This is a genomic window from Nonomuraea sediminis (assembly GCF_018531495.1).
GTDB lineage: Bacteria > Actinomycetota > Actinomycetes > Streptosporangiales > Streptosporangiaceae > Nonomuraea > Nonomuraea sediminis.
The window spans coordinates 344,732-370,733 of sequence record NZ_JAHDTI010000009.1; the positions used below are offsets into that span (position 1 = coordinate 344,732).

The 26,002-nt window shown below is 68.3% G+C and carries 24 protein-coding genes and 1 pseudogene; 10 read left to right on the top strand and 15 right to left on the bottom strand.

Annotation, left to right across the window (positions count from 1 at the left end; genetic code table 11):
* Positions 1-6: 6 nt before the first annotated feature.
* Positions 7-1,308: an MFS transporter gene (locus KIK09_RS33280; protein WP_214323364.1), complete on the top strand. Its 1,302-nt coding sequence runs from the start codon at positions 7-9 to the stop codon at positions 1,306-1,308.
* On the opposite strand, the gene KIK09_RS33285 is transcribed toward KIK09_RS33280, so the two are convergent.
* The 3 genes from KIK09_RS33285 to KIK09_RS33295 all read right to left on the bottom strand — a co-directional run bounded on the left by KIK09_RS33285 (position 1,286) and on the right by KIK09_RS33295 (position 5,081).
* Positions 1,286-3,814, bottom strand: a complete 2,529-nt coding sequence (locus tag KIK09_RS33285; RefSeq protein ID WP_214323365.1) for an FtsX-like permease family protein — start codon at positions 3,812-3,814, stop codon at positions 1,286-1,288. The two genes, KIK09_RS33280 and KIK09_RS33285, sit on opposite strands and share 23 nt — an antisense overlap.
* Positions 3,815-3,888: 74 nt before the next feature.
* A complete protein-coding gene (locus KIK09_RS33290; protein WP_214323366.1) occupies positions 3,889-4,587 on the bottom strand; it encodes an ABC transporter ATP-binding protein in 699 nt (232 codons plus the stop codon).
* Positions 4,584-5,081 carry a PadR family transcriptional regulator gene (locus KIK09_RS33295; RefSeq protein ID WP_214323367.1) on the bottom strand — a complete coding sequence of 166 codons (498 nt, stop codon included), beginning with the start codon at positions 5,079-5,081 and terminating at the stop codon, positions 4,584-4,586. The genes KIK09_RS33290 and KIK09_RS33295 overlap by 4 nt, the downstream gene beginning before the upstream one ends.
* Positions 5,082-5,276: 195 nt before the next feature.
* Between KIK09_RS33295 and KIK09_RS33300 the strand changes: the two genes are divergently transcribed.
* From KIK09_RS33300 to KIK09_RS60205, 3 genes are all read left to right on the top strand, one after another.
* On the top strand, positions 5,277-5,828 hold the full coding sequence (locus KIK09_RS33300) for an FHA domain-containing protein (RefSeq protein ID WP_214323368.1): 552 nt from the start codon (positions 5,277-5,279) through the stop codon (positions 5,826-5,828).
* Positions 5,829-5,927: 99 nt separating this feature from the next.
* Complete coding sequence (dacB, locus tag KIK09_RS33305) at positions 5,928-7,469, top strand: D-alanyl-D-alanine carboxypeptidase/D-alanyl-D-alanine endopeptidase (protein WP_214323369.1); 1,542 nt, start codon at positions 5,928-5,930, stop codon at positions 7,467-7,469.
* 497 nt (positions 7,470-7,966) lie between these two features.
* A complete protein-coding gene (locus KIK09_RS60205) occupies positions 7,967-8,776 on the top strand; it encodes a CAP domain-containing protein (protein WP_308164428.1) in 810 nt (269 codons plus the stop codon).
* Positions 8,777-9,116: 340 nt separating this feature from the next.
* Here KIK09_RS60205 and KIK09_RS33315 read toward each other — a convergent pair whose 3' ends face one another.
* The 3 genes from KIK09_RS33315 to KIK09_RS33325 form a co-directional block, all read right to left on the bottom strand.
* Entirely contained in the window at positions 9,117-9,341 is a 225-nt protein-coding gene (locus KIK09_RS33315) for a hypothetical protein (protein WP_214323370.1), read from the bottom strand.
* Positions 9,338-10,093 carry a putative protein N(5)-glutamine methyltransferase gene (locus KIK09_RS33320; protein ID WP_214323371.1) on the bottom strand — a complete coding sequence of 252 codons (756 nt, stop codon included), beginning with the start codon at positions 10,091-10,093 and terminating at the stop codon, positions 9,338-9,340. Before KIK09_RS33320 ends, KIK09_RS33315 begins: the two co-directional genes overlap by 4 nt.
* Positions 10,094-10,183: 90 nt before the next feature.
* Complete coding sequence (locus KIK09_RS33325) at positions 10,184-11,272, bottom strand: FAD-dependent oxidoreductase (protein WP_214323372.1); 1,089 nt, start codon at positions 11,270-11,272, stop codon at positions 10,184-10,186.
* Positions 11,273-11,354: 82 nt separating this feature from the next.
* On the opposite strand from KIK09_RS33325, the gene KIK09_RS33330 reads away from it, so the two are divergent.
* Positions 11,355-11,924 carry a TetR/AcrR family transcriptional regulator gene (locus tag KIK09_RS33330; protein ID WP_308164430.1) on the top strand — a complete coding sequence of 190 codons (570 nt, stop codon included), beginning with the start codon at positions 11,355-11,357 and terminating at the stop codon, positions 11,922-11,924.
* On the opposite strand, the gene KIK09_RS33335 is transcribed toward KIK09_RS33330, so the two are convergent.
* Complete coding sequence (locus tag KIK09_RS33335; RefSeq protein ID WP_214323373.1) at positions 11,909-12,508, bottom strand: TetR/AcrR family transcriptional regulator; 600 nt, start codon at positions 12,506-12,508, stop codon at positions 11,909-11,911. The two genes, KIK09_RS33330 and KIK09_RS33335, sit on opposite strands and share 16 nt — an antisense overlap.
* 89 nt (positions 12,509-12,597) lie before the next feature.
* On the opposite strand from KIK09_RS33335, the gene KIK09_RS33340 reads away from it, so the two are divergent.
* Positions 12,598-13,584 (top strand): NADP-dependent oxidoreductase, encoded by a 987-nt coding sequence (locus KIK09_RS33340; RefSeq protein WP_214323374.1) that lies wholly within the window; start codon positions 12,598-12,600, stop codon positions 13,582-13,584.
* A 324-nt stretch (positions 13,585-13,908) separates the two neighbouring features.
* Here the strand turns inward: KIK09_RS33340 and KIK09_RS33345 are convergent, their stop codons facing one another.
* Positions 13,909-14,823 (bottom strand): TIGR03564 family F420-dependent LLM class oxidoreductase, encoded by a 915-nt coding sequence (locus KIK09_RS33345; protein ID WP_214323375.1) that lies wholly within the window; start codon positions 14,821-14,823, stop codon positions 13,909-13,911.
* A 92-nt stretch (positions 14,824-14,915) separates the two neighbouring features.
* Between KIK09_RS33345 and KIK09_RS33350 the strand changes: the two genes are divergently transcribed.
* Positions 14,916-15,482: a TetR/AcrR family transcriptional regulator gene (locus KIK09_RS33350; protein ID WP_214323376.1), complete on the top strand. Its 567-nt coding sequence runs from the start codon at positions 14,916-14,918 to the stop codon at positions 15,480-15,482.
* Between the two features lie 496 nt (positions 15,483-15,978).
* Positions 15,979-16,521, top strand: coding sequence for a dihydrofolate reductase family protein (locus KIK09_RS33355; RefSeq protein ID WP_214323377.1), 543 nt, complete (start codon positions 15,979-15,981; stop codon positions 16,519-16,521).
* 685 nt (positions 16,522-17,206) lie between these two features.
* On the opposite strand, the gene KIK09_RS33360 is transcribed toward KIK09_RS33355, so the two are convergent.
* Both KIK09_RS33360 and KIK09_RS33365 read right to left on the bottom strand, forming a co-directional pair.
* Positions 17,207-17,587, bottom strand: a complete 381-nt coding sequence (locus tag KIK09_RS33360; RefSeq protein ID WP_214323378.1) for a hypothetical protein — start codon at positions 17,585-17,587, stop codon at positions 17,207-17,209.
* Between the two features lie 113 nt (positions 17,588-17,700).
* On the bottom strand, positions 17,701-18,288 hold the full coding sequence (locus KIK09_RS33365; RefSeq protein WP_214323379.1) for an isochorismatase family protein: 588 nt from the start codon (positions 18,286-18,288) through the stop codon (positions 17,701-17,703).
* 132 nt (positions 18,289-18,420) lie between these two features.
* Between KIK09_RS33365 and KIK09_RS33370 the strand changes: the two genes are divergently transcribed.
* The gene (locus KIK09_RS33370; protein WP_308164431.1) at positions 18,421-19,317 is read left to right on the top strand and encodes a LysR family transcriptional regulator; all 897 of its coding nucleotides are present in this window, start codon (positions 18,421-18,423) and stop codon (positions 19,315-19,317) included.
* A gap of 192 nt (positions 19,318-19,509) precedes the next feature.
* A pseudogene (locus KIK09_RS33375) lies at positions 19,510-20,284 on the top strand (transposase family protein).
* A 19-nt stretch (positions 20,285-20,303) separates the two neighbouring features.
* Here KIK09_RS33375 and KIK09_RS33380 read toward each other — a convergent pair.
* The 5 genes from KIK09_RS33380 to KIK09_RS33400 form a co-directional block, all read right to left on the bottom strand.
* The gene (locus KIK09_RS33380) at positions 20,304-20,852 is read right to left on the bottom strand and encodes a PIN domain-containing protein (RefSeq protein ID WP_214323380.1); all 549 of its coding nucleotides are present in this window, start codon (positions 20,850-20,852) and stop codon (positions 20,304-20,306) included.
* Positions 20,849-21,940: a helix-turn-helix domain-containing protein gene (locus tag KIK09_RS33385; RefSeq protein ID WP_250574135.1), complete on the bottom strand. Its 1,092-nt coding sequence runs from the start codon at positions 21,938-21,940 to the stop codon at positions 20,849-20,851. Before KIK09_RS33385 ends, KIK09_RS33380 begins: the two co-directional genes overlap by 4 nt.
* A 653-nt stretch (positions 21,941-22,593) precedes the next feature.
* Positions 22,594-23,586 (bottom strand): ketol-acid reductoisomerase, encoded by a 993-nt coding sequence (gene ilvC / locus KIK09_RS33390; protein ID WP_214323382.1) that lies wholly within the window; start codon positions 23,584-23,586, stop codon positions 22,594-22,596.
* Between the two features lie 16 nt (positions 23,587-23,602).
* Positions 23,603-24,127 (bottom strand): acetolactate synthase small subunit, encoded by a 525-nt coding sequence (gene ilvN / locus KIK09_RS33395; protein WP_214323383.1) that lies wholly within the window; start codon positions 24,125-24,127, stop codon positions 23,603-23,605.
* Positions 24,120-25,856, bottom strand: coding sequence for an acetolactate synthase large subunit (locus tag KIK09_RS33400; RefSeq protein WP_214323384.1), 1,737 nt, complete (start codon positions 25,854-25,856; stop codon positions 24,120-24,122). Before KIK09_RS33400 ends, ilvN begins: the two co-directional genes overlap by 8 nt.
* Between the last annotated feature and the right edge of the window lie 146 nt (positions 25,857-26,002).

Genomic DNA, 26,002 nt, shown 5'->3' on the forward strand with positions numbered 1-26,002 from the left:
TGAGGCGTGATCACGGTCTCCCGTGGCGCGCGCCTCGGCTACGGCGTGGGCTCCTTCTGCACGGCCACCTTCGCCGCCGTGCCCGGGCTGTTGCTGCTGTACTACATGACCAACTACCTGGCCGTGCCCGCGTGGCTGGCCGGGGTGGTCGTCACCGCGCCCAAGGTCTGGGACCTGGTGATCAACCCGCTGGTCGGCCGCTGGTCCGACCGCACGACCTCCCGGTGGGGTCCGCGCCGGCCGTGGCTGCTCGCGGGCGCGTGCACGCTGCCCGTGCTGTTCTTCCTGGTGTTCGCGGGCCCGCCGCTGCGCGGGGTGCCCGCGGCGCTCTACGTCGGCGCCTGCTTCATGGCCGCCGCGACCGCCTACGCCCTGTTCGAGGTTCCCTACAAGGCCATGCCCGCCGAGATGACCGGCGACTACCACGAGCGCACCTCGCTGCTGCAGTGGCGGATGGTCTTCATCGGCGTCGCCACCGCGATCAGCGGCATCGCCGCCCCCGCCATCGTCAACGGCTCGGGCTATCGCACGATGGCCCTGGTGATCGCGGTGATCCTGCTCGCCGCCATGCTCGGCACGTTCTTCGGTACGGCACGCGCCCCCATGACCGGGGCTCCCGAGCCCGACGCGGGAGGCTGGCGCGCCCAGCTCGCCGCGGCCAAGGGGAACCCGGCGTTCGTGTGGCTGCTCGTGCTCAGCTGCACGCAGATGGTCGCGGTCAGCATGATGGAGGCGGCCGCGCCGTACTTCGCCGCCTACACGATCGGCGACCCGCGGGCCACCAGCAGCCTCTTCGCGGCGCTGGCCGGGCCGATCCTGCTGACGATGCCGCTGTGGGTGTGGCTGTCGCGCCGCTACGACAAGCGCGGCGCGATGGTCCTGGCCGGCCTGCTGTTCGGCGTCGGCACTCTGGCGGCCACGCTCACGCCGCTGGTCGGCGCCTGGTACGCCCACGCCAGCCTGCTCCTGGTCGGGACCGGCATCGCCGGGGTCCAGCTGCTGCAGTTCTCCATGCTCGCCGACATCATCGCCCTGGACGCCTCAGCCACGGGCAAGCGCCGCGCGGGAGTGTTCACAGGCCTGTGGACAGCCATCGAAAGCGGCGTCTCATCCCTGGGAGCGCTACTCTTCGGCGCCGTCCTCACCATCGGCGGCTTCATCTCCTCAGACCCCTCCACCCCGGTAGCCCAACCGGACTCGGCGGTGACCGCGGTCCTCCTCGGCCAGACCGCGATCCCCGCCGTCATCATCCTGGTAGCGGTGGTGATGACCCTCCGCTACCGCCTCACCGCACCCGTGACCGTGTGACCATCCCCGCCATCAACGCGGCCACCAGCGGGACGATGACCACCAGAAGCCCCGCGATCGTCCACGGCATCCCAAAGGTGACGCCCCTGATCGGCGATGGCGATGTGCCCGCGAAAACCTCGGTGTCCTTGGGAAACCAGAGCTGAGTCTGACTCCCCCAGGCCGCGGCGAGGCCTGGTCCCAGCCCCGCGACGACGCCCACCGCGCCACCCACCAGCGCGAGGAATCCCGCCTCGGCGGCCGCGATCCTGCGCCTGACCCCTGGCGAGGCGCCGACGACCGCGAAAGTGCGCAGATCCCGCCGGGTGTCGGCCAGCACCAGAGCCGTGGCGAGGAGCGTCGCCAGCAGGGCAATGACGCACGCGACGGCCGTGGCCCATCGCAGGAACGGCGATTCCCCCGGCCGGTAGCCCCGCTCGACGTATGCGTCTCCCCTGCGGCTGATCGTCTGGAGCATTCTGTCGAGGCGTTCTTCCTCCTCGGGAGAGGTCACGTGATCCGCCGGATCGACGTAGAGGCACACCGGAGAGGTTTCCAACCGCTCCTTGCGCATCGCCTCGGGTGGCACGATCACCGAGGCGATCGACGGCCTGGAGGCATGTGCGACGACGGCGGGAATCCGCAGATTCCGCTCCTTGAGCTTCTGGCCGGTGTAGGGCTGGATATTTATCGTCAGGACTCCACCTGAGACGAGCGACGGATCGAACACGACCGCCTTTCCCTGCCCGAGCGCCGCCGTCAACACCGGGTCCTCGTGCCCCAGCGCCAGGCGCAGAAGACCCTCGTCGCCCACGGAGAACTCGTTGCTGACAGAGTTCACCGACTTACGCACCTCGATCAGACGAGCGGTGGGAAGGACGGCCCTGGCGGCTGACACGACAGCCGGCCAATCTTCGGAGAGATGCTCGTCGGCCTGGATCCGGGTGACCCCTGAAGGCAACTCCGCCCTGTACGCGTGGCGCCCAGCAGCGGTTCCGCTCTCGTAGAGCACGCCGAGCGCGCACGCGGCCGCCGCGACGGTCATGACGGCCGCGATCGCGGGTGCCGTCCTGTGCCGGTTGCGCGCCGCGTCCCTGACCGCGAACCTGAGCGCCAGCGACAGCCGCCCGCTCACCCTGCCTGCGACCGAGACCACCGCCGGCGCCACCATCAGCAACCCCAGCTGGGTGCACACGACCCCGGCGACGATGGCGGGGAGGCCGAGCACAGCGCTGTCCACGGGCCGGCCGATCTTTGACAGGTTCACCGTCGCGACGCACATGGCTGCCCCTAGCGCCAGCAGGATCAACCCGAGCCACCACAGCGCCCTCGGCCTACGCACCGGGTCCCGGCGTCCCGCGAGCACCGCCGCCGCGTCTGTCCTTCCCGCCTGTACGGCAGGCACAAGGGCGGCAGCCACGCAGGTCACCACCGCCAAGGCCACGATTGCGAGCAGCGTCACCCAGGGCACCTTGAGCGACGCGATCACGCCGTCGTTGACGTACCAGAGGATCCTGATGTCGCGGAAGGCCGCCGTCATTCCCAGGCCGATCCCAGCCCCGGCGAGCGCCGCCGTTCCACCGAGCACGAGCGCCTCGGCCAGCACGACCGCACGAAGAGTGCTCCTGCTACCACCCTGGACCGCCACCACAGCAAGCTCTCCCCGCCGTCTGCGGGCTCCGATCACGAACGCGGGACTCGCGAGAAGGATCACCTCGATCGGCAACATCGACCAGACAAGTACCCACGGGGCCTTGCTCCACCGGTCATCATCTGCGGAAGGGGCATCCAGCTTCAAGGTCACCTTCTCCGCCGGCGGATGCTCGATCACCTGCCGCGACCAGACCACCCAGCCGAGGGCATTCCAGCGCTTCACCTCCTCCCAGCTCATTCCGCCGGGCACTGACAGCAGGTAATCGTCCGACTTCGACCACCGCGTCTTACCGACGAAGGTGCCCGGCCTGCCGATGAGCATCCACGTTGCCCTGATCATGGGTTGCATCACGGTTCCGACCACGTGCAGCCGCCTGTGGTTGGGGCGCACCTCCAGCGTGGAACCGGCAGCCACGCCGAGCACGTCCATGTCGCGCGTGACCACGATCTCATCCGGCGCTCGCGGCAGCCGTCCGTCGACGAGCTCGAACAACCCGGCTGCGAGCGGATCGTCGAAGTCGAGCTCCTGCGCGCCGAACAGGCTCTCTTCCCCCGGCGTGTAGGTGTCGACGGACGTGGTCACGAGCGGCATCGCGCGAGACCCGCTCGGCAGCTCGGCAAGGATGGCTTTGCGCGTGCGCGGCCCCTGGTCGGCTCGCTCGTAGGCTTCGTGATTCTCGATGAAGGCGTCCTGATCGGTGGTCCACTGCGTGCCGTCGGGCAGTTGGTGCATCACGCCGCCGCCCAAAGTGAGCCGTGCGTTCGCGGTCGTGCCGAGCAGCTGCGTCAGCCGCTCTTCGGTGCTGAAGTGCCCCGACTCGTCGTTGGTCGCGAGCACCACCGCGGCGGCGACCGGCAGCGCCACCAGTGCCATGATCAACGCGCTACGCCCCCTCCCCCGCCAGATGCCGCGGCGAGCGAGCCGTAAGGCCAACCGCAGGCGGGCGATCACCTCGCACTCTCCAGGCGGCTCTCGGTGGAGTCGACGATCTCGCCGTCACGCAGGAAGACGACCCGGTCCGCCCATCCGGCGTACCGCGGCTCGTGGGTAACCAGCAGGACCGCGGCGCCGTTGTCACAGCGGGACCTGAGGAGTTGGAGGACCTCGTCGCCCATCCGGGTGTCGAGGGCGCCGGTGGGTTCGTCGGCCAGGAGGAGTCCGCGCTCCCCGATCAGTGCGCGGGCGATGGCGACCCGCTGGCGCTGGCCACCTGACAGCTCGTCGGGGTATCGGCGGGCAGCCGGCTCCACACCCACCTCGGCCAGAGCCGCGAGGGCTTCGCGGCGTGCCCTCCCCGCGCGCACGCCGTCCAACTCCCGCGGCAGCATCACGTTCTCCACCGCCGTCAGCGCCGGGATCAGATTGAGGTCCTGGAAGACGTAGCCCACATGTCGGCGACGCAGCGCCGCTAATCGCTTGGGTTTCAGCGAAGCAAGATCCGTTCCCGCGACCGACACCGTCCCCGACGCAGGCCGATCCAGGCCACCCGCGAGGTTGAGCAGGGTGCTCTTTCCCGATCCTGACGGACCCATCACCGCGACCAGTTCGCCCGGATCCACTCGCAGGCTCACGCCTCGGAGCGCGTGCACGGACTGCGCCCCTTCCCCATATGTTCGGGTCACATCGGTCAGTTCGACTGCGCTCATCGCCTCTCCCTCAGCAGTGCCTCGCAGTGGTCCAGCCAGCGCTGTTCCGCCTCGGCCTTGAAGATCAACGAATCCAGGACGAGCCGTTGCGCGAGATCCGCGGTCCGTTTCGTCCTGGTCAACTGCTGCAACGCCCGCATGGTGGCCGCACGCTGGGCATGCAGCACCATCTCGGCGTCACCGGTCTCGACGGCGAGGGCGAGCTTGATCACCAGCTCGTCCCTCGGAGGGTCGGACGTGTCGACCGGCGTCGCGAACCACCGTTCCAGCTCCTCCCCTCCCGCCTCGGTGATCGCGTAGATCGCCCTCCCCTGCTCGTCCTGCCCGCGTGAGGTCACCAGGCCGTCGCGTTCCAAGCGGGAGAGCGTTGTGTAGACCTGGCCGATGTTGAGCGGCCAGGCCTCCGCAGTCGACGCCTCGAACTCCGCCCTGAGCTGGTAGCCGTAGCGTGGGCCCCGGCTCAGCAGGGCGAGCAGCCCGTGCCTGATCGACATGAATACCGAGTATGCATACCGAGTATGCCCAAGGTCAATATCGCCTCCCCTTGGCGCTCTTTGGGCGGCAGGCCACGGCCCGTGGCGCTCGGTGAACGCCTGTGGAGCAACGGTTCGCGCCTCGTCGCGCCACGGAAGCCCGGTGAGATCGGCGTATTCTGGACAGGGGGTGGCGATGAGGCCGATACTCGGGGCATGAGCTCGACGCATCCGCACTTTCGCGCATCCGACGGGGAACGTGATCGTGCGATCGACGAGCTGCGCGACCGGGCCGTCGAGGGGCGGATCTCACACGACACGTTCGTGGGGCGGGTCGATCAGGCGCTGCGGGCGCGGAACCGGTACGAGCTCGACGAGCTGGTAGCCGATCTCCCCGAGCGGCCGACGATGCGCAAGCGGCTGACCGACATGGTGGCCGCCGTTTCCGACTTCACGACCAAGGTGCAGTCCGCCTGGCGCAAGCCGCGGCTGCCCCGGCTGGCGCTGCCCGACGACAACAGGCTGCGGTACGTCGTGGGGCGCGGGTCTGCCTGCGATCTCGTGCTGTCGGATCTGACCGTGTCGCGGGTGCACGCCGAGCTGCGGCGCGAGGAGGACGGCAGCTGGATGCTGGTCGACCTCGGCTCGCTCAACGGGACGCGGTTGAACGGCTGGCGGCTGGTGGGGCCGGCGCGGGTGCGCTCGGGGGACGAGATCTCCTTCGGCGACTGCGGGTTCCTGATCTCCTCGGAGAATCCCTCCGCCTGAATGCCATAAAGCTCCGATAAATACGGAGATTTGCGGATTCCAAGGCCGCAGGGGCTGGCTCATGATCCCAAGCGAGACCCCCAGCCCTTTGGAGATCCCATGCGGCGCACCTCAGCCACGCTCGCCGCGGGCGCGCTCGTCGCGGCCCTCGCGTGGGCGTCCAGCCCGACCTCCCCGGCCACGGCGCTCGAGCCGGCGGTCGGCGTGCAGGACCTGACCCAGGACATCAACAAGATTCTCAGCGACTCCCGGCTCACGATCGCCCGGGCGGGCGTGGTGGTCCGCAGCGCCGCCACCGGCGAGGAGCTGTACTCCACCGACGCCGGCAAGCTGCTGACCCCGGCCTCGAACACCAAGCTGTTCACCTCGGCCGCCGCGGTCGACACGCTCGGCCTGGACTACCGCTTCCCGACCACGGTGCTCAACGCGGGCCGCAAGCTCGGCTCGGCGATCACCGGGGATCTGGTGCTCAAGGGCACCGGCGACCCGACCATGCTGGCCGAGGACTACGACGCGCTGGCCGCCAAGGTCGCCGACCAGGGCGTGAAGCTGGTCACCGGCAGGCTGGTGGCCGACGACACCTGGTTCGACTCGGTACGCCTGGGCCAGGACTGGGCCTGGGACGACGAGACCGCCTACTACGCCGCCCCGATCTCGGCGCTGACGGCCTCGCCCGACAGGGACTACGACGCCGGGTCGGTGATCGTGTCCGTCGCGGCCGACGGCGACAAGGTCAAGGTGTCCACGACCCCGGAGACGGACTACCTCAAGATCGTCAACAAGGCCACGGTGGGTTCCGAGACGGACGTGCTCATCGAACGGCAGCACGCCAGCCGTACCGTCGTCATCACGGGCACGGTCAAGGACCCCTACCAGGAGTGGGTCGCGGTCGACGACCCCACGTCGTACGTGTCGGACCTGTTCCGCAAGGCCCTGGCCAGGCACGGGGTCCACGTGCTCGGCCCGACGGTCACAGGCGCGGCCCCTGCCGGCGCCGCCGAGCTGGCCAGGCACGACTCGATGCCGCTGAGCGAGCTGCTGGTGCCCTTCCTCAAGCTGAGCAACAACATGCACGCCGAGATCCTCACCAAGGCCATGGGCCGCAAGGTCTCCGGCGAGGGCAGCTGGTCCGCCGGCCTCAAGGTCACCACGGACTTCGCCAAGGCCAACGGCGTCCAGGTGCTCAACATGCGCGACGGCTCCGGCCTGTCGCGGCGGGACGGCTTCACGCCCACCTCGATCGCGCAGATCCTGACCGCCGCCCGCGGCAAGCCCTGGTTCAAGACCTGGTACGACGCCCTGCCCATCGCCGGCAACCCGGACCGCTTCACCGGCGGCACGCTCCGCAGCCGGATGCGCGGCACGGCGGCCGCCAACAACGTCCACGCCAAGACGGGCTCGCTGACGGGCGTCACCTCGCTGTCGGGGTACGTCACGGACGCCGACGGGGAGCCGCTGATCTTCTCGATCATGCTCAACCAGTACCTGTCGTCGGCGCCCAAGGACATCGAGGACAAGATCGCCATCCGCCTGGCCAACTTCTCCCGCACCAAGGCTTTCGACGCGCCCGTCTCCCCGCTCCGCGCCACGACCGAGTCCGGCGACCTCGAGTGCTCCTGGCTCAAGCCGGCCGAGTGCTGATCCTTCAGGCGCCCTCGTACAGCGTTCTTTAGGCGCTCTCGTACGGCAAGTTCTTAAGGCGCTCTCGTACGGCAAGGCCGCCCCAACCGCCAGTCACCATACTTCGGCCGGGCCCTGTCCAGGGAGACGCTCTCGGGCGATACATGGCTGGGCGCCGCAACGGCGCCCAGCCATCCGCGTCCCTGGGCTCGCGAACCGTGGGCGTGCAAGGCGTGGCCTGACCTCTGGTGTCCACGAAATCACCGGAGGGGGCGTGCAGGCGGCATCACCGGAGGGGCGCCATGCAGGTGACGTCGCCGGAGGGCGGCATGTAGGCGGCATCGCCGGAGGGCGGCGTATACGTGACATCACCGACGGCGGCATACAAGCGACGTATGGCGGGCACGCTGATGGGACGGTTGGGGCTCCAGGTGTTGGTGGGTTTTGGGGGACATGTGGCTTTTGCGGGGTCCAGAATGCGGGTTCGACGCAGTGTCTAACCCCCATCGGAGGACAAAGTGCGCAGACAACTCCAGGCACTGGCCTGCCTCGGAAGTCTGGCGGCATTGAGCATCCCCGTGCCCGCCACGGCCCAGGCGGCCACCGCGCGGGCGTGCCGCGTCACGGCGGCCAAGCCGTACGTCGACAGCAAGGGCATGATCAGGGGAACCGCTTCGAGGGTCGGCTGCACCGACACGGCACGGCTGCGCGTGCGGATCGTGCAGGTCGTCGCCGGCAAGAGCCGTGCCGTCAAGAGCGGCTCGCGCGAGGTCACCAGCGGCCGCCTCACCACGGCCGTCCGCTGCACGACCACGCCGCGCCGCTACTACGTGATCGCGATGGACTACAAGGGCGCGCCCGCGAAGTCCCCGTTCGCCATCCTGTCCTGCAAGACGGCGACCACACCCACCACCCCCACGCCCACACCCACGCCCACGACCGGCGGCGATTCGAGCATCGAGGACCAGGTGGTGAGCCTCACCAACAAGGCGAGGGAGAGCCAGGGCTGCCGCCCGCTCATCAACGACCCCAAGCTCAGCGCGGCGGCCCGCGAGCACTCGTCCGACATGGCCGCCAAGAACTACTTCGACCACACCTCCAAGGACGGCAGGTCGCCGGGCGACCGCATCAGGGCGGCCGGCTTCTCCCCCATCAGCACGTGGGGCGAGAACATCGCGATGGGCCAGCGCACGCCCGCCGACGTGGTCAAGGGCTGGCTGAACAGCCCCGGCCACCGCGCCAACATCATGAACTGCGCCTTCACCCACATCGGCGTCGGCTACGCCAAGCAGGGCCCCCTCTGGACCCAGGTCTTCGCCGCCCACTGAGAACCGCTCGTAAACGGCCGAGACGGCCCCTCCTCGATCGTCACGCCCCGCTCATCACGAGCCCTCACACTCTCCGGCCAGGCGTTTAGGTCGGGAGTAGGCGGCGCCGGGTCGGCGGGGCGAGGAGCGGCGAAATCGGCGCCATGTACGGCGGCAGTGCGGGACCGTGGCGCACCTGGCACGCGGTGCCGTGCTGGCGGGGAGCAGGCGGCGCCGGGTCGGCGGGGCGTGGGCGGACGGCGGTGCCTTGTACGGCGGGTGGGACCGTGGTGCCCGGGTACGTGGCGCCGTATCGGTGGGCAAGTGTCACCGACTCGCCGGAAGCGCCGCGTGCAGGCCCTCAGCCGAAGTGCGGCGGGCGGCCGGTGGCGGCGGCCTCGCCGTACAAGAACATCGCGAAACTCGAGCCCGAAACCGAAGTACGGCGGGCGGCCGGGTCGAGCAGCCGCGCCTGGATGGAGCGCCGGATCTGCGGGCCCAGCCGCTGCCTGACCTGCTCGGGCCCTCGCGCAGTGCCCCGCGCACCACGATCAGCGCGACTGCAGGGTGTCCAGTTCTTGATCACTCGACATGAGTCGCATGGTAGGTGCCGGTCACGACAGTCGCGCCCAGCTCCTCGTCGAGCCGAACCTCCGCCGCCAGTCCGGCCGCGCGCACCAGCCCGGCCGCCTCGCCCGCCTGCCGTTCGCTCATCTCCACCAGCAGGCCGCCGCCGTCGGACAGCCACGTGCCCGCCTCGGCGGCGACCCGGCGGACCAGGTCGAGCCCGTCGGCGCCGCCGTCGAGCGCGCTGCGCGGCTCGTGCTCGCGCGCCTCCGCGGGCAGCAGCGCGATCGCCTCGGTCGGGACGTACGGCGGGCTCACCACCAGCAGGTCGACGTTCCCCCTCAGCTCGCCGGGGAGTGCCTCGAACAGGTCCCCCTCGTAGACGTGCGTGAGGTTACGGCGGGCACACCGCACCGCCGCCGGGTCGATGTCCGCCGCGTACACCCGGGAGCCCGGCAGCCCCTTCGAGATCGCCAGCCCGATCGCGCCCGTCCCGCAGCACAGGTCGACGATCGTCGATCCGCCCCGGGAGACGGCCTGGGCCACGAGGAATTCGCTGCGGCGCCGGGGCACGAACACCCCCGGCTCGACCGTGATGCGCAGCCCGCAGAACTCCGCCCATCCGAGCACCTGCTCGAGCGGGAACCCCGCCACCCGCCGCTCGACCATGGCGTCGAGCTCGTCGGGACCTGTCGCGGCGGAGACGAGCAGCTCGGCCTCTTCTTCGGCGAACACGCAGCCCGCCGCCCGGAGCCTGGAAACAATCGACATGGAGCGCCTTTCGATCAGGGCGCCCCCACGGGATCACCTATGCGCGGTGAGCACCCAACCACCTGTCCGAACGGAAATGGGTCTCACCTCCTAGGCCGATTCCTGCAATGGCGACCAGTACTGTACCCCGTCGTCGGGCAGCAGGTGTCCGAGGCCCTCCTTGCACTGGCGCGCGAGCTCCACCGAGCGAGGCAGCATGACGCTCTCGTACGCCCGCACGGCCTCCTCCACCGTGGGCTCGCCGACCAGGGCCATGGCCAGCTCGGCGCCGTCCTGCATGGCCAGGTTCGCGCCCACGCCGAGCGGCGGCATCAGGTGGGCGGCGTCGCCCACCAGCGTCAAGGCTGGGGTCGGGTCCCACACGTGCGGCACCGGGAGCGCGTGGATCGGCCGGTGGACGAAGGGCCCGTCGTTGTCGCGCAGGAGGTCACGCAGGGTCTCGCTCCACCCGTCGTACAGTCCGAGTAGCCGGGCGCGCACGCCCTCGGTGTCGGCGAAGTCGAGCCCCAGGTCCTCGGGCACCCGCAGCGCGGCGTAGACGCGGATGTGGCCGTTGCTGTTGCGCTGGGCGAACAGCCCCTTGCCCGGCTCCTTGGCGACCATGGTCCCGTTGCCGACCAGCCGCGCGATCTCCGGATGCCGCCGGTCGGAATCGTCGAACCACGCCTCCACGAACGTCACGCCCGTGTATTCGGGCACAGCCCCCGTCACCGCCGCGCGGACCCGGGACCAGGCCCCGTCGGCCCCCACGACCAGATCGAAGTCCCGGCTCGTCCCGTCCTCGAAGACCACCCGCCCCGGCGGCTCGACCGCGGCCACGCCGTGCCCCCACCGCACGGTCCCTTCCTCCAGCGCCTCCAGGAACAGCCCGCGCAGCTGGCCTCTGTCGATCTCCGGCCGGTCGTCGTCGGGCCAGTCGTGCCCCTCCAGGGTGCCGTCGGGCGAAAACGTCCGCCACTCCTGCCCCTCGGGCCGTGACAGCGCGCGGAACCGGTCGAGCAGCCCCGCCGTACGCAGCGCGACCTGCCCCGAATCGGCGTGCACGTCGAGCGTCCCGCCCTGGGACCGGGCTCCGGCGGACGGTTCCCCCTCGAAAACAGTGACGTCGCGGCCGTGCAACTGAAGAACGCGGGCGCAGGCCAGGCCGCCGAGGCCCGCGCCGACAATGGCGATGTTCATGCCCATCAGAGAAGCACAGTGACTAAGAAAGTGCAATCGCTACACTTTTTTAGCGAGTACGGCTTGCGGTATCGTTGGGCACGTGACGGAGACGATCGGGCGCAGGGAGCGCAAGAAGGCCCAGACCCGCAAGGCCCTGGCCGACGCCGCGCTCCGCCTCTTCCTCGAGCGAGGCTTCGACCAGGTGGGCGTCAAGGACGTGGCGGAGGCCGCGGACGTCTCGCTCACCACGCTCTTCAAGCACTTCCCCAGCAAGGAAGCGCTCGTCTTCGATCAGGAGTCGGACATCGAATCCGCCCTGGTCACCGCCGTCCACGATCGGCCCGCGGGCTGGTCGATCCCTCGCGCGCTCGGCGAGCACATCCTCCGCTCAACGGCGAGCGTCGAGACTCCGGAGATGGCGAGCTTCATCCGCCTCATCCAGGAAACTCCTGCCCTGCGGGAGTATGCCCGCAGAATGTGGATGCGCCACGAAACGGCCCTCGCCCACGCCATCGCCCGGGAGACCGGCGCCCCTGAGGACGACATCACCTGCGCGGCCCTGGCCCGCTTCATCCTCGACGCCCGCGACCTGATCCACCGCTCCCCGAACCCCCGCCAGGCTGCCGACCGGATCATCAGCCTGCTGGAATCCGGTCATGAGGGTGGTTGACACCTGAGCCCGCCGATGACGAGCGAGAAGAGATGCTCGCGCCGGGCCGCGACGGAGGGGGCCTGATCGGCGATCCAGCCGACGGCGCTGATGAGTGCGAACAGGTCGGTCCCATCGACGTCGGGGCGGATGTATCCGGCGTCCTGGGCGTTCCTGAGCAGGCGGGCGCCGGCTTGTCGCATGGCCAGGCATGACGCGTGCAAGGACGAGTTCTCGTCGTCGAGTGTCGCGATCATCGATGCCGCAAGGCCCCGATAGGCAGAGGCACCGACCATGAAGTCACCGAGCCACTCCATCAGGGCGTCCTGGGGCGAGTGGGTGGTCTCCAGCGAGGCGGCTTTCTCGGCGAGACGATCGAATCTCTGGCCGAGCAGCGCTTCGAGCAGTTCGTCGCGGGTGGGGAAGTGGCGATAGAGGGTCCCCAGGCCGACGCCGGCGCGGCGGGCGATGTCGCGGAGCGAGGCCTGGGTCCCCTGTTCGGCGACCACGATCCGTGCCACCTCGAGGATTCGGGCGCGGTTGCGCTGCGCGTCGACGCGCTGGGCGCGTGCCGTTCGAGTGGCGGGCGCCGGCTTCTCCGTCACGGGACCATCCTGAGCCTTGACAATCGGAGCAGTGCTCCGCTTATTATTCCGGAACACTGCTCCGCATATTACTCGAAGAGGTGACAGCCATGCGGAAACCAACGATGACGGCCGTACGCGTGCACGCGTTCGGCGGCCCTGACGCCCTGGTGTACGAGGAGGTCCCGCTCCCCGAACCAGAGCCGGACGAGGTGCTGGTCCAGGTGCACGCGGCCTGCCTGAATCCGCCCGACTGGTACGCCCGCACGGGGTTCGCGAACATTCCTGAAGCGATGCGGCCGTCGTTGCGCCTGCCGTTCACCCCGGGCTCGGACGTCTCGGGCGTCGTCGCCGCCGTCGGCTCGGCGGTCACCGAGTGGCGCGAAGGCGATCCCGTCTTCGGGCTGGTGCGCTTTCCCCAGCTGAACAACGGCGGCAAGGGCTACGCCGAGTACACCACCGCGCCCGCCTCGCACCTCGCGCGCAAGCCCGCCGGAATCGACCACATCCAAGCCGCCGGCGTGCCGATGGCGGCGCTGACCGCCTACCAGTACCTGTTCGACCACGTGCGACTCGAACGCGACAAGACCGTCCTGGTCAACGGCGCCGCCGGGGGCGTCGGCCACTTCCTGGTGCAGCTCGCCAAGACTGCGAACGCGCACGTCATCGGTGTCGCCTCCGGGCGCCATGAAGCGTTCCTGCGAGACCTCGGCGTCGACCGGTTCGTCGACTACACCGCCACCGCCGTCGAGGAGGAGGTACGCGACGTCGACCACCTCTTCGACACGGTCGGGGGCCCGCACGCGTACCGGCTCCTCCCGGTGGTCAAGCCGGGCGGCACGATCAGCCCGGTCTTCTACGGCGAATACCACCGGGAACGCGCGGCCGAGCTGGGCATCACCTTCAAGTCAGGCCAGGTTCATTCCGATGGACCGCAGATGGCCGAGCTGGCTCGCTTGATCGACGCGGGCCGGCTACGCGTCGGGATCGACAGCGTCTTCCCGCTCACAGACGCACCGAAGGCCCACGAACGCGCCGAACAAGGCCACATCCAGGGCAAAATCATCCTCCGAGTCATCGACGACCAGACCACGTAACCGAAAGCCCCTCTGGCCACCGACCAAGCCAAGCCTTGAGCACCGGACCGCGTCCACTTTCTCCCACACGAGCGCAGACGCCGTTCCCACCCCCCACCAGCACGGACACCGTCCGCGCCCTCCCACAGGAGCACGACGGACACCTTCCGTGTCTTCGGCAAGAGCACGGACCGCGCTCCCCTCTCCCACACGAGCACACACGGCGTGCGCACCCCCAACCCGAGCACGGACCGAGTTCGTGTCCCCCGCACGAGTACCGGACTCCGTTCGTACTTCCCGCACAAGCACGGACGCACGGAGACCTCGCATCGGGCCTACTGATGGTCACTCGGTGCCCGGGAGCCTGAGAGCGCGTACGACGTCGAGGGTTCGGGTCCGGTCCTGTTCGTTCCCGGCCGGGCTCACCAGGAAGTCAGTGGCGCCCGCGTCCGCGAATCGGGTGAGCTCCTTCTCCACCGTGCGTTCGTCCCCGGCGATGACCGTTTCGTGGAGGCCGGACAGGCCCTGCAGTTCCAGCATGGCGCGGTAGCTGGCGAACCCGGCCGCGAAGCCCAACTGCTCGGCGACCTGCCGCCGGACACCCTCCGGATCGGCGGTCACCGCGACCAGGGCCGAGGCCACGATGCGGGGCGCGGGACGGCCCGCCGCGCGCGCGGCCTCGGTGATGCGCGGCACGATGTGCTCGGCGATGGCCGCGGCGCCCGTCCAGGTGGTGACCGTACCGTCGGCCAGTTCCCCGGCGATGCGCAGCATGGCGGGGCCGAGCGCCGACAGCAGGACGGGCGGCGGGGTGGCGCCGGGCACCTCGACCTGCCCGGCGACCGACAGCGTCTCGCCTCGGTACTCTGTCGGCTCACCGCGCAGCAGGGGCACCAGCGCGGTGAGATATTCGCGGGTGTGCCGGGCCGGGCGCTCGTACGGCAGGCCGTACGAGCCCTCGATGATCTGCCGATGACTGGGCCCGATGCCGAGGGTGAACCTGTTCCCGCTGATCACCTGAGCCGTCAGGGCCTGCACCGCCAGCGCGAGCGGGTGGCGCGGATATGTCTGGACGACGGCCGTCCCGACCTCGATGCCCGCGACCTCTCGCGCGCCGAGTCCCGCCACGGCGATCGCGTCCAGCGATGTGAGCTGGCTGAGAAAGACGCTGGCGAACCCCATGTCGGCAGCGGCGCGGGCCCTGCCCAGAAGGGTGTCCAGATCCGTGCCGAGGGTGTTGAGGTAGACGCCGACGCGCATGATGCCCTCCTAACATGAAGCGGACCTTCCGCTTCAGATTCCGCAGGGTACAGTAACCTGAATCTCGGATTCCGGATAGAGGGGCGGACACCATGCGAGCCGACGCCCGGCGCAACCGCGAGCGCATTGTCGGCGCGGCACTCGACCTGTTCGCCGAGCACGGGGCGGGCGTGTCGATGGAGGAGATCGCCCAGGCCGCCGGCCTCGGCGTGGGCACGCTGTACCGGCACTTCCGCGACCGTCGCGCCCTGGTGGAGGACATCGCGGTGACCACGCTGACGGCCCTGCGCGACCACCTGCGCACCGGCGCCGCCGAACGTGTCCCGCGCTGGGAAGTGCTGCTCGAGCTGGTGCGCTACTGCGCCGGACAGCCCCTGGCCCTGCTCACCTCGCTCACCGACGCCGCACCCACGTCCGAGACCCGCCTGCGGCTGACCGCCGAGATCGACACCCTGCTCGCCGACCTCGTCGAGCAAGCCCAACGGGAGGGCAGCCTGCGCCGCGACCTGACACCCGGGCAGGTCGTAGACCTGCTCAACGTGGCGATCTGCCGCCCGGGAGCACGCGCCGACGACCCCCTCACCACAGTCCTCCTGGACGGCCTCAACTCCCGAACCCCCACCCCCGACGACGATCCAGTCCACAACCTACGGAACTAGGCCTACCGGGAGACGGCCGTCATGCTCGCCCGGGCCTTCCTCGCCGTGACCCGTACCGCCCTCGGCGCCAGACCCGCCCCACCGGCCCGCTCATCGAGATCTCCACAAACGAGATCCCCCGACTTTTTGCCCTGCTGACCCGGCCCTTTCGCCCTGCCGACCCGGCCACCCACCAGCCGGCCCCACATCCTGCACTGGTCACGCCGGCGACGACGCCATCAAGCCCGCGCCCGGCGAAGTCACTACCAGCGACAACAGCTCAAAGATCGATAAGTCCGGCTGGAGTACTGACCAGCCCAAAGACGGCCAAGGGCTGGTCTTGTGCGCGGTTCGCGGTTGCGAAGCTGGAGCGACCGGATCCTGCGGAAAGGAGTTCACCCGGGAACGGCGATGAGTTTCGCGGTGGTCGCCAGTCTGTATCGCCGACCCCGAACAACCCCGGTATCTCCATCGACACGAGCCGCTCGTGTCGTCCCTCCCTGGAAGGAGACAGGACATGGCCTCACTGGTTCTGAAGATGTCGGTCTCGCTCGACGGTTATGTCGCATCACTCGACGGGAGCGGCGACTGGATCGCCGCGGGAAGCTCCGATGACACTCTCAGTTGGTCTGTCCAGACCGTGAGCAACGCCGGCGCGCATCTCATGGGAGCCACCACGTACGCGGTGCTGGCCGCCCACTACCCCAACGACTCCGGGCCGTTCGCCAAGCCGATGAACGACATCCCGAAGGTCGTGTTCTCGAACTCGCTCACCTCCGCCGACTGGGACGAGACGACGATCGCCGCCGGAGAACTGGCCGAATCCATCAAGCGGCTCAAGCAGGAGCGCTCCGACGGCTACCTGCTCGCCCACGGCGGGGCACGGTTCGCCCGGTCGCTGGTCGAGACCGGCTTGATCGACGAATACCGCCTTCTCGTCCACCCGGTCGTCCTCGGCGGGGGCGAGCGAATCTTCCCGGCGCCGCTGACCCTCGAGCCGAAAAGCACGACCGTCTTCAGCGGCGGAGCCGTCGCCCATGTCTTCAAGGCACAGCCGTGATCGAGCCCGATCGGTGACCCCCAAAGAACCGGGCCCTGACCAGCCGAAAGGCGATCAGGCTCCGGTTCTGCGTATCCGGCCGGTGGCAACTCCCGCGGCGGCCTGAACCCGTCGCCGGTTCTCCGTCCGACTGACCAGCAGGATCCTCGACGAAATTCCTGCGCTGCTGGTATCGCGCCCGCTGGCTTAGTCGCCTTCCAAGACCCGCACGGGATCAGCGGCGAGGAACGGATGTTGCCAAGGCGACCGTCTCAGGTTCGCCGATTCCCTCTTCTGCGCGTGGGGCCATCCTCGCGCCGGGCGCGTCCGGTCCCGCCGTGAACAGTGCGGCCAGATATTCGATGACCTGGTTTGTGCTCTCACTGCTGACGGGCTCGCGACGTAGGACGCTGAAGCGGGCGGCCAGTGACGCGCGAGCGGAGCGAGCCCCTTGCCTCGTCCAGGGAACCCCCGCCCTGCAGGAGTACGCCCGCAGCACGCCATGTAACGGCCCTCGCCCGAAAGACCAACGCCCCAGAGGACGACATCACCTGCGCGGCCCCTTGCTCGCTTCATCCTCGACGCCCGCCCTCGGCGGTGTGGCAGCGCCCACGGGTGTCGCCGACAGTGGCGAGGCAGGAATCAACGCCTGGTTCGGACGCGGCCCTGGGACGCCCCGGGAGCAGCGTCGAGCCTTCGTACCGGCTCAGGGGGACTGCGGCGCCCAACGGCGAACGGCATCGATCGTGGTCTCCGGGGAGGTGTTGAAACAGCACCGGATTCCGGGTGTGGTCGAAACCAGCACGTTGATCAGCCGTTCGAAGAGGAGGGTGTGCTCGGGCGCCATTCGCACACCACCTCCGATCATGGCCACGCTGAAGGGTCCTTCGGACAGCCGGTCGCGGACGGTCTTCTCAGCCGCGTCCGGGTCGGCATCGACCAGGCAAGACTCCGCGTCGAAGCCGGCCGCCCTTACAGCCGCGAAACTCTGCTCGATCCGAGCGGCGAGCGTCGCCTCATCCAGGCCCGGGTGATTGCTGAGGTCGACCGCGCTCGCATGCAGCCCGATCATAAGGATCTTCGTCATTTCATCGCTCCTGTGGAAAGACGACGGTGGGGGCCGCTCGATCCGCTGCTCGCGCTCCGAGCGCGTACTCGACCGAGTGCGAGGCTCAGGGCCGAGCACGCGCCCGAGGTGGATCAGCGCTGTGCCTCAAGCTCGGCGTGAACGCCCAGGACGGCTTGACCAGCCGGGCTGGCCCAATTGTCGGCGAGCTCTGCCAGCAGAGGACGGGTGGTGTTGAGCACGGCGCCGGCGCGTTCCATGCGGCGCAGCGCGATCTCGTCGCTGACCGGGCTGAGCGACCCGGAGGCATCCACGACAACCTGGACCTCGTAGCCGTCGGCGAGCGCGCTGAGGACCGGGTAGACCACGCACACGTCGGTGGTCACACCGGCGACGATCAGCCGCCGGCGACCTGTGTTCTTGACGGCGGCGGCGAAGGTGGGGTCGGCCATCGCGTTGACCACTCCGGTGCGCTGGATCCGCGCGAAGTACTCCGCCGGCATGATCTGCTCGAGGTCGGGGATCAGCGGCCCCTGAACCTGGTCCTCCATGCTGGTGGTCAGCACGGTCGGCATGCCCAGCGCCTTGACCGTCTTGGCCAGGCGGACGGTGTTGGCCCGCAGATCGTCGTGATCGGCCGAGCCGACCCAGCCGATCGTTCCCACCTGGTGATCGATCAGCAGCACAGCGGCGTCGTCCGGGGTGAAGGGCACGTAAGTCATCTCAAGCTCCTGTTAGCAGGTGATCAACGGGTGTTTCCCGCGCCATCCACTCTGTTTCAGGGCGAATCGCCGAACAACGCCGCAGCCTGGAACAATCGTTCAGTCAGGGTGAACGATAGAAAAGGGGCACAGGTGGCTTTGGAACGGCACGAGATCGAGGCCTTCCTGGCCCTGGCCGAGGAACTGCATTTCGGCCACACCGCGGAACGGCTGCTGGTGTCGCGCTCGCACGTCACCCAGACCATCCAGAAGCTGGAACGGCGAATCGGCGCCCCGTTGTTCGAACGGACCAGCCGCCGGGTGGCCCTCACTTCGATCGGTCGAAGGCTGTACGACGACCTCGCGCCGGCGCACGCGCAGATCCAGGCCGGGCTGGACCGGGCTATCGCGGCGGCCAGAGGGATCAGTGGCCTGCTGCACCTCGGGTTCGCCGGAGCCGCAGCCGGCCAGGTGGCGCTGGAAGCCGTCACCGCGTTCCGCGGACGCCATCCCGACTGCCAGGTCCAGCTGCACGAACTGCACATGTCCGACTTCCTGCACCGGCTGCGCACCGAGGAGGTGGACGTGGCGATCGTCTGCTTTCCTGTCAGGGAACCCGACCTGACCACTGGCCCGGTCCTGTTCACCGAGCAGCGCATGCTGGCGGTCAACGCCGGACACCCCTTCAGCGGTCGCGCCTCGGTGACCCTGGAGGACCTGGCTCGCGACGTCCTCCTGCAGCCGCCCACCTCCCTGCCCGCCTACTGGCGTCTGGACCGGGCGCCGCAGACCACCCCTTCCGGAAAGCCCATCCGGAGGGGCCAGGTCACAGAAACAGTCCAGGAAGCACTCGCTCTGGTCGGGGCGGGCGCCGGAATGCTCGTCGTGGGCGCGCAGGCCGTCCGCTACTACGCCCGTCCCGATGTCGTCTACGTGCCCTTTGACGACGCTCCACCGTTCGAATGGGGGCTGGTCTGGCGTACCACCGGCGCCACCACCCGAGTCAGCGCCTTCGCCCAAGCCGCCGTCCACGACAAAACCGCGCCATGAACGCCGATTCCAACGGGCCGCTCTCGACTGGCGGTGGGTGTGCCGTGCGTTTCCGGTGACCCTCTTCATGCCTGGTTGGCGGTGGCTGGTCACAGCATGATCGCGAGTCGGGTGTTCGCTGCCTGACGTAGAAGAGCCCCTGGTAGACGGGTTGATCACCACAACCATCACCGTCATCACCAGGAGCTCTGGGTGCTGTCCTACCGTGCCGCGGTCGATTTGTCGCGTTCAACGCTGAACTACGTGGCCGGTTTGATCCGCAGGCAGCGCAAGGCGATCGGATCGGCCTGGCGGCTGCTGAACCCCGGCCAGCAGGCACTGCCGGTCCTGGTCTACCTGCGGAAGGGCGAAACGTTCATCGAGCACGGCGCGGGTTTCGGAGTGTCGACCACGACCGCGTGGCGGTATGTCGAGGAGACCGTGGCACTGCTGTCGGCTCGCTCGCCCAAGCTTGCGCAGGCGTTACGGAAGGCCAAGCGGGACGGGCTGCACTACCTTGGTCCTGGACGGCACGCTGATCCGCATCGACCGGGTCAAGGCCGACCGGCCCTACTTCTCCGGCAAGCACCGGGTGCACGGAATGAACGTGCAGGTCATCTCCTCCCCCGACGGGATGATCCTGTGGACGTCCGGAGCCCTGCCGGGCAAAGCCCATCACCTGAGCGCCGCCCGGATCTGGGGCATCCTGAGCGAGCTGGAGCGGGCCGGCATCATCACCCTGGCCGACAAGGCCTATCAGGGAGCCGAAGGACCGATCATCACCCCGTACAAGGGCAAGGACAAGCCCGCCTCGCAGAAGCAGGCCAACCGCTCCCATGCCGGGCTCCGCGGGCCCGGTGAACGCGCGAATGCCCAGTTGAAGAGCTGGAAGATCCTTCGAAAGCTACGCTGCTGCCCTCTCAAGGCCGGTCATCTGTGCAAGGCCATCGCCGTCCTTCAAAACCACCGCGTCGCACAGACCGCATGAGGTTGAAAAAGGGTCCGTCTTAGAGGAGCCCGCGTTCGCGTGCCCATCGGCAAAGATCGCGACCAGTGCAAGGAAGACGCATCCCAGTGTGTCGCAAGGCGTCCACGTGGCCGGAGATTTCCACAAGGGTCATCTTGCCAAGCCGGTGAAGTCGCGTCAGGAGCCACACCGTGCCGTGCACCTCGAGGCCTCGTGTTCGCCCAACTTTGGTCGCGTCGCGGTCGTCTGTGATGGCTATTAGTCGATGAATCTCGGCAGCTGCGAAGACGCTGGCTTCCCCGAGATTGTGCTCGCCTGCACCCAGCAGATCGACCCACGTCACGAAGGCGAGCAGCTCTTCGTCGGTGTCCAGCGACAGGATGCGCAACCATTCGAGATCTGTAATGGACCGGAGAGATGGATAGGCGTTGGTGTACTTGTCGACTTCTGTAGCAACGACGTGCGTGGTCGACATGGTCGAGACGCAGGCGCCGAGCACGTCTAGGCGGTCGGCTTTGGCGAAGTGGTGCAGCATCATGGCGTCGACCACCAACGGAGGGAGCGGCTCAGCCGGTGTCGCGTCCGTCACGGAGCCTCGTCTTCAAGCCTTGGTGGCAGATCCGCGGCACTTTCGAGCTGTCCGTGCATCAACTCCAGGGCGCGGGTGCTGGTGATGTGGCCGAGTCGGTACGCCGTCATCACGGCGTGCGCAAAGCTTGGGGGCACGCGGATGGAGTTGAGATCCGGCTGAGGCGTCCAACCCACGGAGTCTCTGAACTCTGCGAAGGTCGGTGGGCATGCTCGCAGCTTTTTCTCCTCACGTGGCGTCAAAACCTCGGCAGTCCTGGCCTGCCGAAGCGTGAGGCTCCAGGAAGTGCGATATTCGGCTGCCAGCCGTACAAGCATCGATCGATTTGACGTCTCGTTGTTTTTGGCACGTCGGATCGCCTCCACCGGCAGAAGAAGTTCCGCTGCGAAGGCGTCCACCATGTCTTCGCGTTCCGCTCGGGAAGCGCTGACTCCTACGTCTGTCGAATACTCGTCGCCAAGTATGAGATGGCCGAGCTCGTGGGCGGCGGTGCTGCGTCGACGACCGGGATCACCATTGAGACTCACCACTGCTGCTGCTATCTCGATATCCACTGCCGACGCCCCGTCCCCGGGCAGATCAATCACCAGGATGTATTGGCCGCATCTCTCGCAAAGCTCGGCCATCGACTCAATGGCGCCGCTTCCCAGGCTGAGTTCGGCTCGCAGCCACCTGGCAGCTGTTGCGGCGGCCAGAGGGCCATCCACCTTGCCTGGATACTGCCTGATGGGACTGGGCTGAAGCATGTTCAGCGATATGAGCAATCGGATTTCCCGCATCCACATGGCCAATGTGCTGTCGATGCGATAAGAGGCCTGCGTGGCTTCCGTCGTGGTGTCCTCGGCCAGGGGTGTTCGGTGTGACATCACTGCTGGCGGGGCACTGAGAAAATGACCGAGCGGCATGTCCAGGGCGCGGGCCAGTCGAGAGAGCTCCAGTGCGTCAAGTCGCCTCGAACCGGCTTCGATCTTGCTGATCATCGTTCTGTCGAGATCGGTCTCCTGGGCCAGCTGTTCTTGTGACAACCGCATGGCCAGCCGAGCTTCGCGGACCCGCTCGCCGATCTCGCTCCAGTCGAGCGTGCTCATGGTGCGATAATCGCACACACGCCGATGGCTCGTACATGGTTGCGAGCAGCCTGGGGATAACTTTGCGTTCTCACCCCGCGCGAGCATGATTCGTAGGGCTCTTGTAGATATGGGCTACATCGCCACTTCGTCTTTGTGTAGGCAGTCCGTGCTCTGCGGGCTCACCGGGGGACTGATCACATCGCGGAGGTTGCCACGCTCGATGGCCGACACTTCGGCCAGCGCATGTGGGATCGCTCATCCTTCTCCCCGAGCAGCTATGAAATTGCCGCCTGTAGCAAGCCGCTACCGTCTGTGCGCCGCTCGGTGAGGTAACCCCGGCAGTGTGGACTGTGTTGTCCCTCCGACGGCGGGGGCCACGCGCACGCAAGGCGCCAGCCTGGGTGGGCGTCAGGTGGGTGGGAGCTCAGGTGGGTGCCGGGTGGGCTCGTGAAAGGACGTCTGAGCGGAGCGAAGGCATTCAGGGGTCGAGCTTCAGCTCGACCGGGAGAACGCGCGAGCGGAGCGAGCACCTTGGAGCAGGGCGGGGTCCAGATGGATTACTGGGTAGCCACGGCAACGGGTGGGTCTCAGAAGAACGTCTGAGCGAAGCGAAGGCCTTTTTGCGGGAAGGGCCCAGCCACCGGGGTGGCTGGGCCCTGCCGTACAGGAAGTTAGCCCTTGAGCCAGCTCATCATCGGACGGAGCTTGGCACCGGTCTTCTCGATGGCGGTCTCGGCGAGTTCCTCGCGGTAGCGGGTGAACTCCTTCTGGCCGCCGTCGAACTCGGCGACGAGCTCGCGGGCGAACGCGCCGTCCTGGATCTCGCCCAGGATGCGGCGCATCTCGGCGCGCGTCTCGTCGGTGACGACACGCGGGCCGCGGGTGTAGCCGCCGTACTCGGCCGTGTCGGAGACCGACCAGTACATCTTGGAGATGCCGCCCTCGTACATGAGGTCGACGATGAGCTTCATCTCGTGCAGGCACTCGAAGTAGGCGACCTCCGGCTGGTAGCCCGCCTCGATGAGCGTGTCGAAGCCCGCCTTGATGAGCTCGGACACGCCACCGCACAGGACGGCCTGCTCGCCGAACAGGTCGGTCTCGGTCTCCTCGGTGAACGTGGTGCGCAGGGCGCCCGCGCGGGTGCCGCCGATGCCCTTGGCGTAGGACAGTGCCAGGTCGAGAGCCTTGCCGGAGGCGTCCTTCTCGACGGCGACGAGCACGGGCACGCCGCGGCCCGCCTCGAACTGGCGGCGGACGAGGTGGCCCGGGCCCTTGGGCGCGACCATGCAGACGTCGACGCCTTCGGGGGCCTCGATGAGGCCGTAGCGGATGTTGAGGCCGTGGCCGAAGAAGAGCGCGTCGCCCTCGACCAGGTTCGGCGCCACGTGCTGGGCGTACAGGTCGCGCTGGATGTGGTCCGGCGCGAGGATCATGGTGAGGTCGGCCTCTTCGACGGCCTCGGACGGGGTCAGCACCCGCAGACCGTCGTTCTCAGCCTTCTCGCGGCTCTTGGAGCCCTCGGGAAGCCCGACCCGGACGTCGACGCCGGAGTCACGCAGGGAGAGCGCGTGGGCGTGGCCCTGGCTGCCGTACCCCAGCACGGCCACGTGACGCCCCTGGATGATCGACAGGTCGGCCTGGTCGTCGTAGTAGATCTCGGTCATTGAACGAAAAAACCTTTCAGGCGGTACGGTCCAGTGCCCTGAGGGACCGGTCGGTGATGGAACGGGCGCCGCGGCCGATGGCCACCATGCCCGACTGAACAAGTTCCTTGATCCCAAAGGGCTCGAGGACCTTGACGAACGCCTCGAGCTTGTCAGGCGTGCCGGTGACCTCGATGGTCACGGCGTCGGCCGCCACGTCGACGCAGCGGGCGCGGAAGAGCTGGACGAGTTCGAGCACGTGCGAGCGGCTGTCAGCGTCGGCCCTGACCTTGATCAGCATCAGCTCGCGCTGCACCGACTGGGACGGGTCGAGCTCGACGATCTTGAGCACGTTCACCAGCTTGTTGAGCTGCTTGGTGACCTGCTCGAGCGGCAGCTCCTCGACGCTGACCACGATGGTCATGCGGGAGATGTCGTCGTGCTCGGTGGGACCGACGGCGAGCGAGTCGATGTTGAAGCCGCGCCGGCTGAACAGCGCGGAGACCCTGGCCAGGACGCCGGGCTTGTTCTCCACGAGCACCGACAGCGTGTGCCTACTCATCTTCACTCCACTTCGGCGCCATGTCCCGGGCGATCTTGATGTCGTCGTTGCTGGTGCCTGCCGCGACCATGGGCCAGACCATGGCGTCCTGGTGGACCACGAAGTCGACCACGACGGGCACGTCGTTGATCTCCATGGCCTTCTTGATGGTCGCGTCGACGTCCTCAGGACGCTCGCATCGCAGGCCAACACAACCATAGGCCTCCGCGAGCTTGACGAAGTCAGGGATACGGCGAGTCGTCTGGAGATCGGTGTTGGAGTAACGCTGGTCGTAGAAGAGCGTCTGCCACTGCCGGACCATGCCGAGGTTGCCGTTGTTGATGACGGCGATCTTGATCGGGACGCCCTCGATCGTGCAGGTGGCCAGTTCCTGGTTGGTCATCTGGAAGCAGCCGTCGCCGTCGATGGCCCACACGGTCGCCTCGGGGCGGCCCATCTTGGCGCCCATCGCGGCCGGGACCGCGAAGCCCATCGTGCCCAGGCCGCCGGAGTTGATGAACGTGCCCGGGTTCTCGTAGTCGATGAACTGCGAGGCCCACATCTGGTGCTGGCCGACCCCGGCCACGTAGTACGCCTCGGGTCCGGCGATCGCGCTCAGCCGCTGCATGACGTACTGCGGGGCCAGCGACCCGTCCTCGAACTCCTCGTAGCCGAGGGGGTAGGTCTGCTTGATGGCGTTGAGCGCCGTCCACCAGGCGGAGTAGTCGCCCTTCTCCCCCGACGCTTCGATGGCGTCGATCAGGTCGCCGATGACCTCCTTGCAGTCGCCCACGATCGGCACGTCCGCGTGGCGGTTCTTGGAGATCTCGGCCGGGTCGATGTCGGCGTGGACGATCTTGGCGTCGGGCGCGAACGACGACAGCTCGCCGGTCACCCGGTCGTCGAAGCGGACGCCCAGGCCGATGAGCAGGTCGGACTTCTGCAGCGCGCCCACGGCGGACACGCTGCCGTGCATGCCCGGCATGCCCATGTGCTGCGGATGGCTGTCGGGGAACGTGCCGCGGGCCATCAGCGTCGTGACGACGGGGATGTTCGTCAGCTCGGCCAGGCGGAACAGCTCGGCGGAGGCGTGCGCCTTGTGCACGCCGCCGCCGACGTAGAGCACGGGCCGCTTGGCCTCGGCGATCAGCTTGGCGGCCTCGCGGATCTGCTTGGAGTGCGGCCGGGTGACCGGGCGGTAGCCGGGCAGCTGCATGGTCGGCGGCCAGTGGAATTCCGTCTCCGCCTGCAGCGCGTCCTTGGAGATGTCCACGAGGACGGGACCGGGCCGGCCGGTGGAGGCGATGTGGAAGGCCTCCATGATCGTGCGCGGGATGTCAGCGGGGTTGGTCACCAGGAAGTTGTGCTTGGTGATCGGCATGGTGATGCCGGAGATGTCCGCTTCCTGGAACGCGTCCGTGCCGATGGCCCTGCTCGCGACCTGACCGGTGATGGCCACGATCGGCACCGAGTCCATGTAGGCGTCGGCGATCGGCGTCACCAGGTTCGTCGCGCCGGGGCCGCTGGTGGCCATGCACACCCCGACTCGCCCGGTGGCCTGCGCGTATCCCTCGGCGGCGTGACCAGCGCCCTGCTCGTGCCGTACGAGCACGTGCCGGACCTTGGTCGAGTCGTAGAGGGGATCGTAGGCGGGGAGGATGGCGCCGCCAGGGATCCCGAACACGGTGTCGACGTCCATGTGCTCCAGGGCCCGCACCAGGGCCTGTGCACCAGTCATCCGTTCGGTCATTCGGCTCGTTCCTTGCGTGGCTACACGTTCAGGACATAAAAAATGCCCCTCACCACCGGGAAAAGGTGGGCTGGGGCGGCGCGCAGGTCGTCGTGCTTCGCTATCGGCCTGCGCGCCGGCGAAGTACTACGAGAATCTCACTGCGA

Excerpts from the sequence above, each read along its gene's own strand:
- KIK09_RS33320 (WP_214323371.1), bottom strand. The coding sequence starts at position 10,093 with ATGTCGATTGTTTCCAGGCTCCGGGCGGCGGGCTGCGTGTTCGCCGAA.
- KIK09_RS33350 (WP_214323376.1), top strand. The coding sequence starts at position 14,916 with ATGCGAGCCGACGCCCGGCGCAACCGCGAGCGCATTGTCGGCGCGGCA.
- KIK09_RS33345 (WP_214323375.1), bottom strand. The coding sequence starts at position 14,823 with ATGCGCGTCGGCGTCTACCTCAACACCCTCGGCACGGATCTGGACACC.
- KIK09_RS33295 (WP_214323367.1), bottom strand. The coding sequence starts at position 5,081 with ATGTCGATCAGGCACGGGCTGCTCGCCCTGCTGAGCCGGGGCCCACGC.
- KIK09_RS33290 (WP_214323366.1), bottom strand. The coding sequence starts at position 4,587 with ATGAGCGCAGTCGAACTGACCGATGTGACCCGAACATATGGGGAAGGG.
- dacB (WP_214323369.1), top strand. The coding sequence starts at position 5,928 with ATGCGGCGCACCTCAGCCACGCTCGCCGCGGGCGCGCTCGTCGCGGCC.
- KIK09_RS33300 (WP_214323368.1), top strand. The coding sequence starts at position 5,277 with ATGAGCTCGACGCATCCGCACTTTCGCGCATCCGACGGGGAACGTGAT.
- KIK09_RS33360 (WP_214323378.1), bottom strand. The coding sequence starts at position 17,587 with ATGACGAAGATCCTTATGATCGGGCTGCATGCGAGCGCGGTCGACCTC.
- ilvN (WP_214323383.1), bottom strand. The coding sequence starts at position 24,127 with ATGAGTAGGCACACGCTGTCGGTGCTCGTGGAGAACAAGCCCGGCGTC.
- KIK09_RS33355 (WP_214323377.1), top strand. The coding sequence starts at position 15,979 with ATGGCCTCACTGGTTCTGAAGATGTCGGTCTCGCTCGACGGTTATGTC.
- KIK09_RS33285 (WP_214323365.1), bottom strand. The coding sequence starts at position 3,814 with ATGGCACTGGTGGCGCTGCCGGTCGCCGCCGCGGTGGTGCTCGCGACC.
- KIK09_RS33340 (WP_214323374.1), top strand. The coding sequence starts at position 12,598 with ATGCGGAAACCAACGATGACGGCCGTACGCGTGCACGCGTTCGGCGGC.
- KIK09_RS33400 (WP_214323384.1), bottom strand. The coding sequence starts at position 25,856 with ATGACCGAACGGATGACTGGTGCACAGGCCCTGGTGCGGGCCCTGGAG.
- KIK09_RS33385 (WP_250574135.1), bottom strand. The coding sequence starts at position 21,940 with ATGAGCACGCTCGACTGGAGCGAGATCGGCGAGCGGGTCCGCGAAGCT.
- ilvC (WP_214323382.1), bottom strand. The coding sequence starts at position 23,586 with ATGACCGAGATCTACTACGACGACCAGGCCGACCTGTCGATCATCCAG.
- KIK09_RS33365 (WP_214323379.1), bottom strand. The coding sequence starts at position 18,288 with ATGACTTACGTGCCCTTCACCCCGGACGACGCCGCTGTGCTGCTGATC.
- KIK09_RS33325 (WP_214323372.1), bottom strand. The coding sequence starts at position 11,272 with ATGAACATCGCCATTGTCGGCGCGGGCCTCGGCGGCCTGGCCTGCGCC.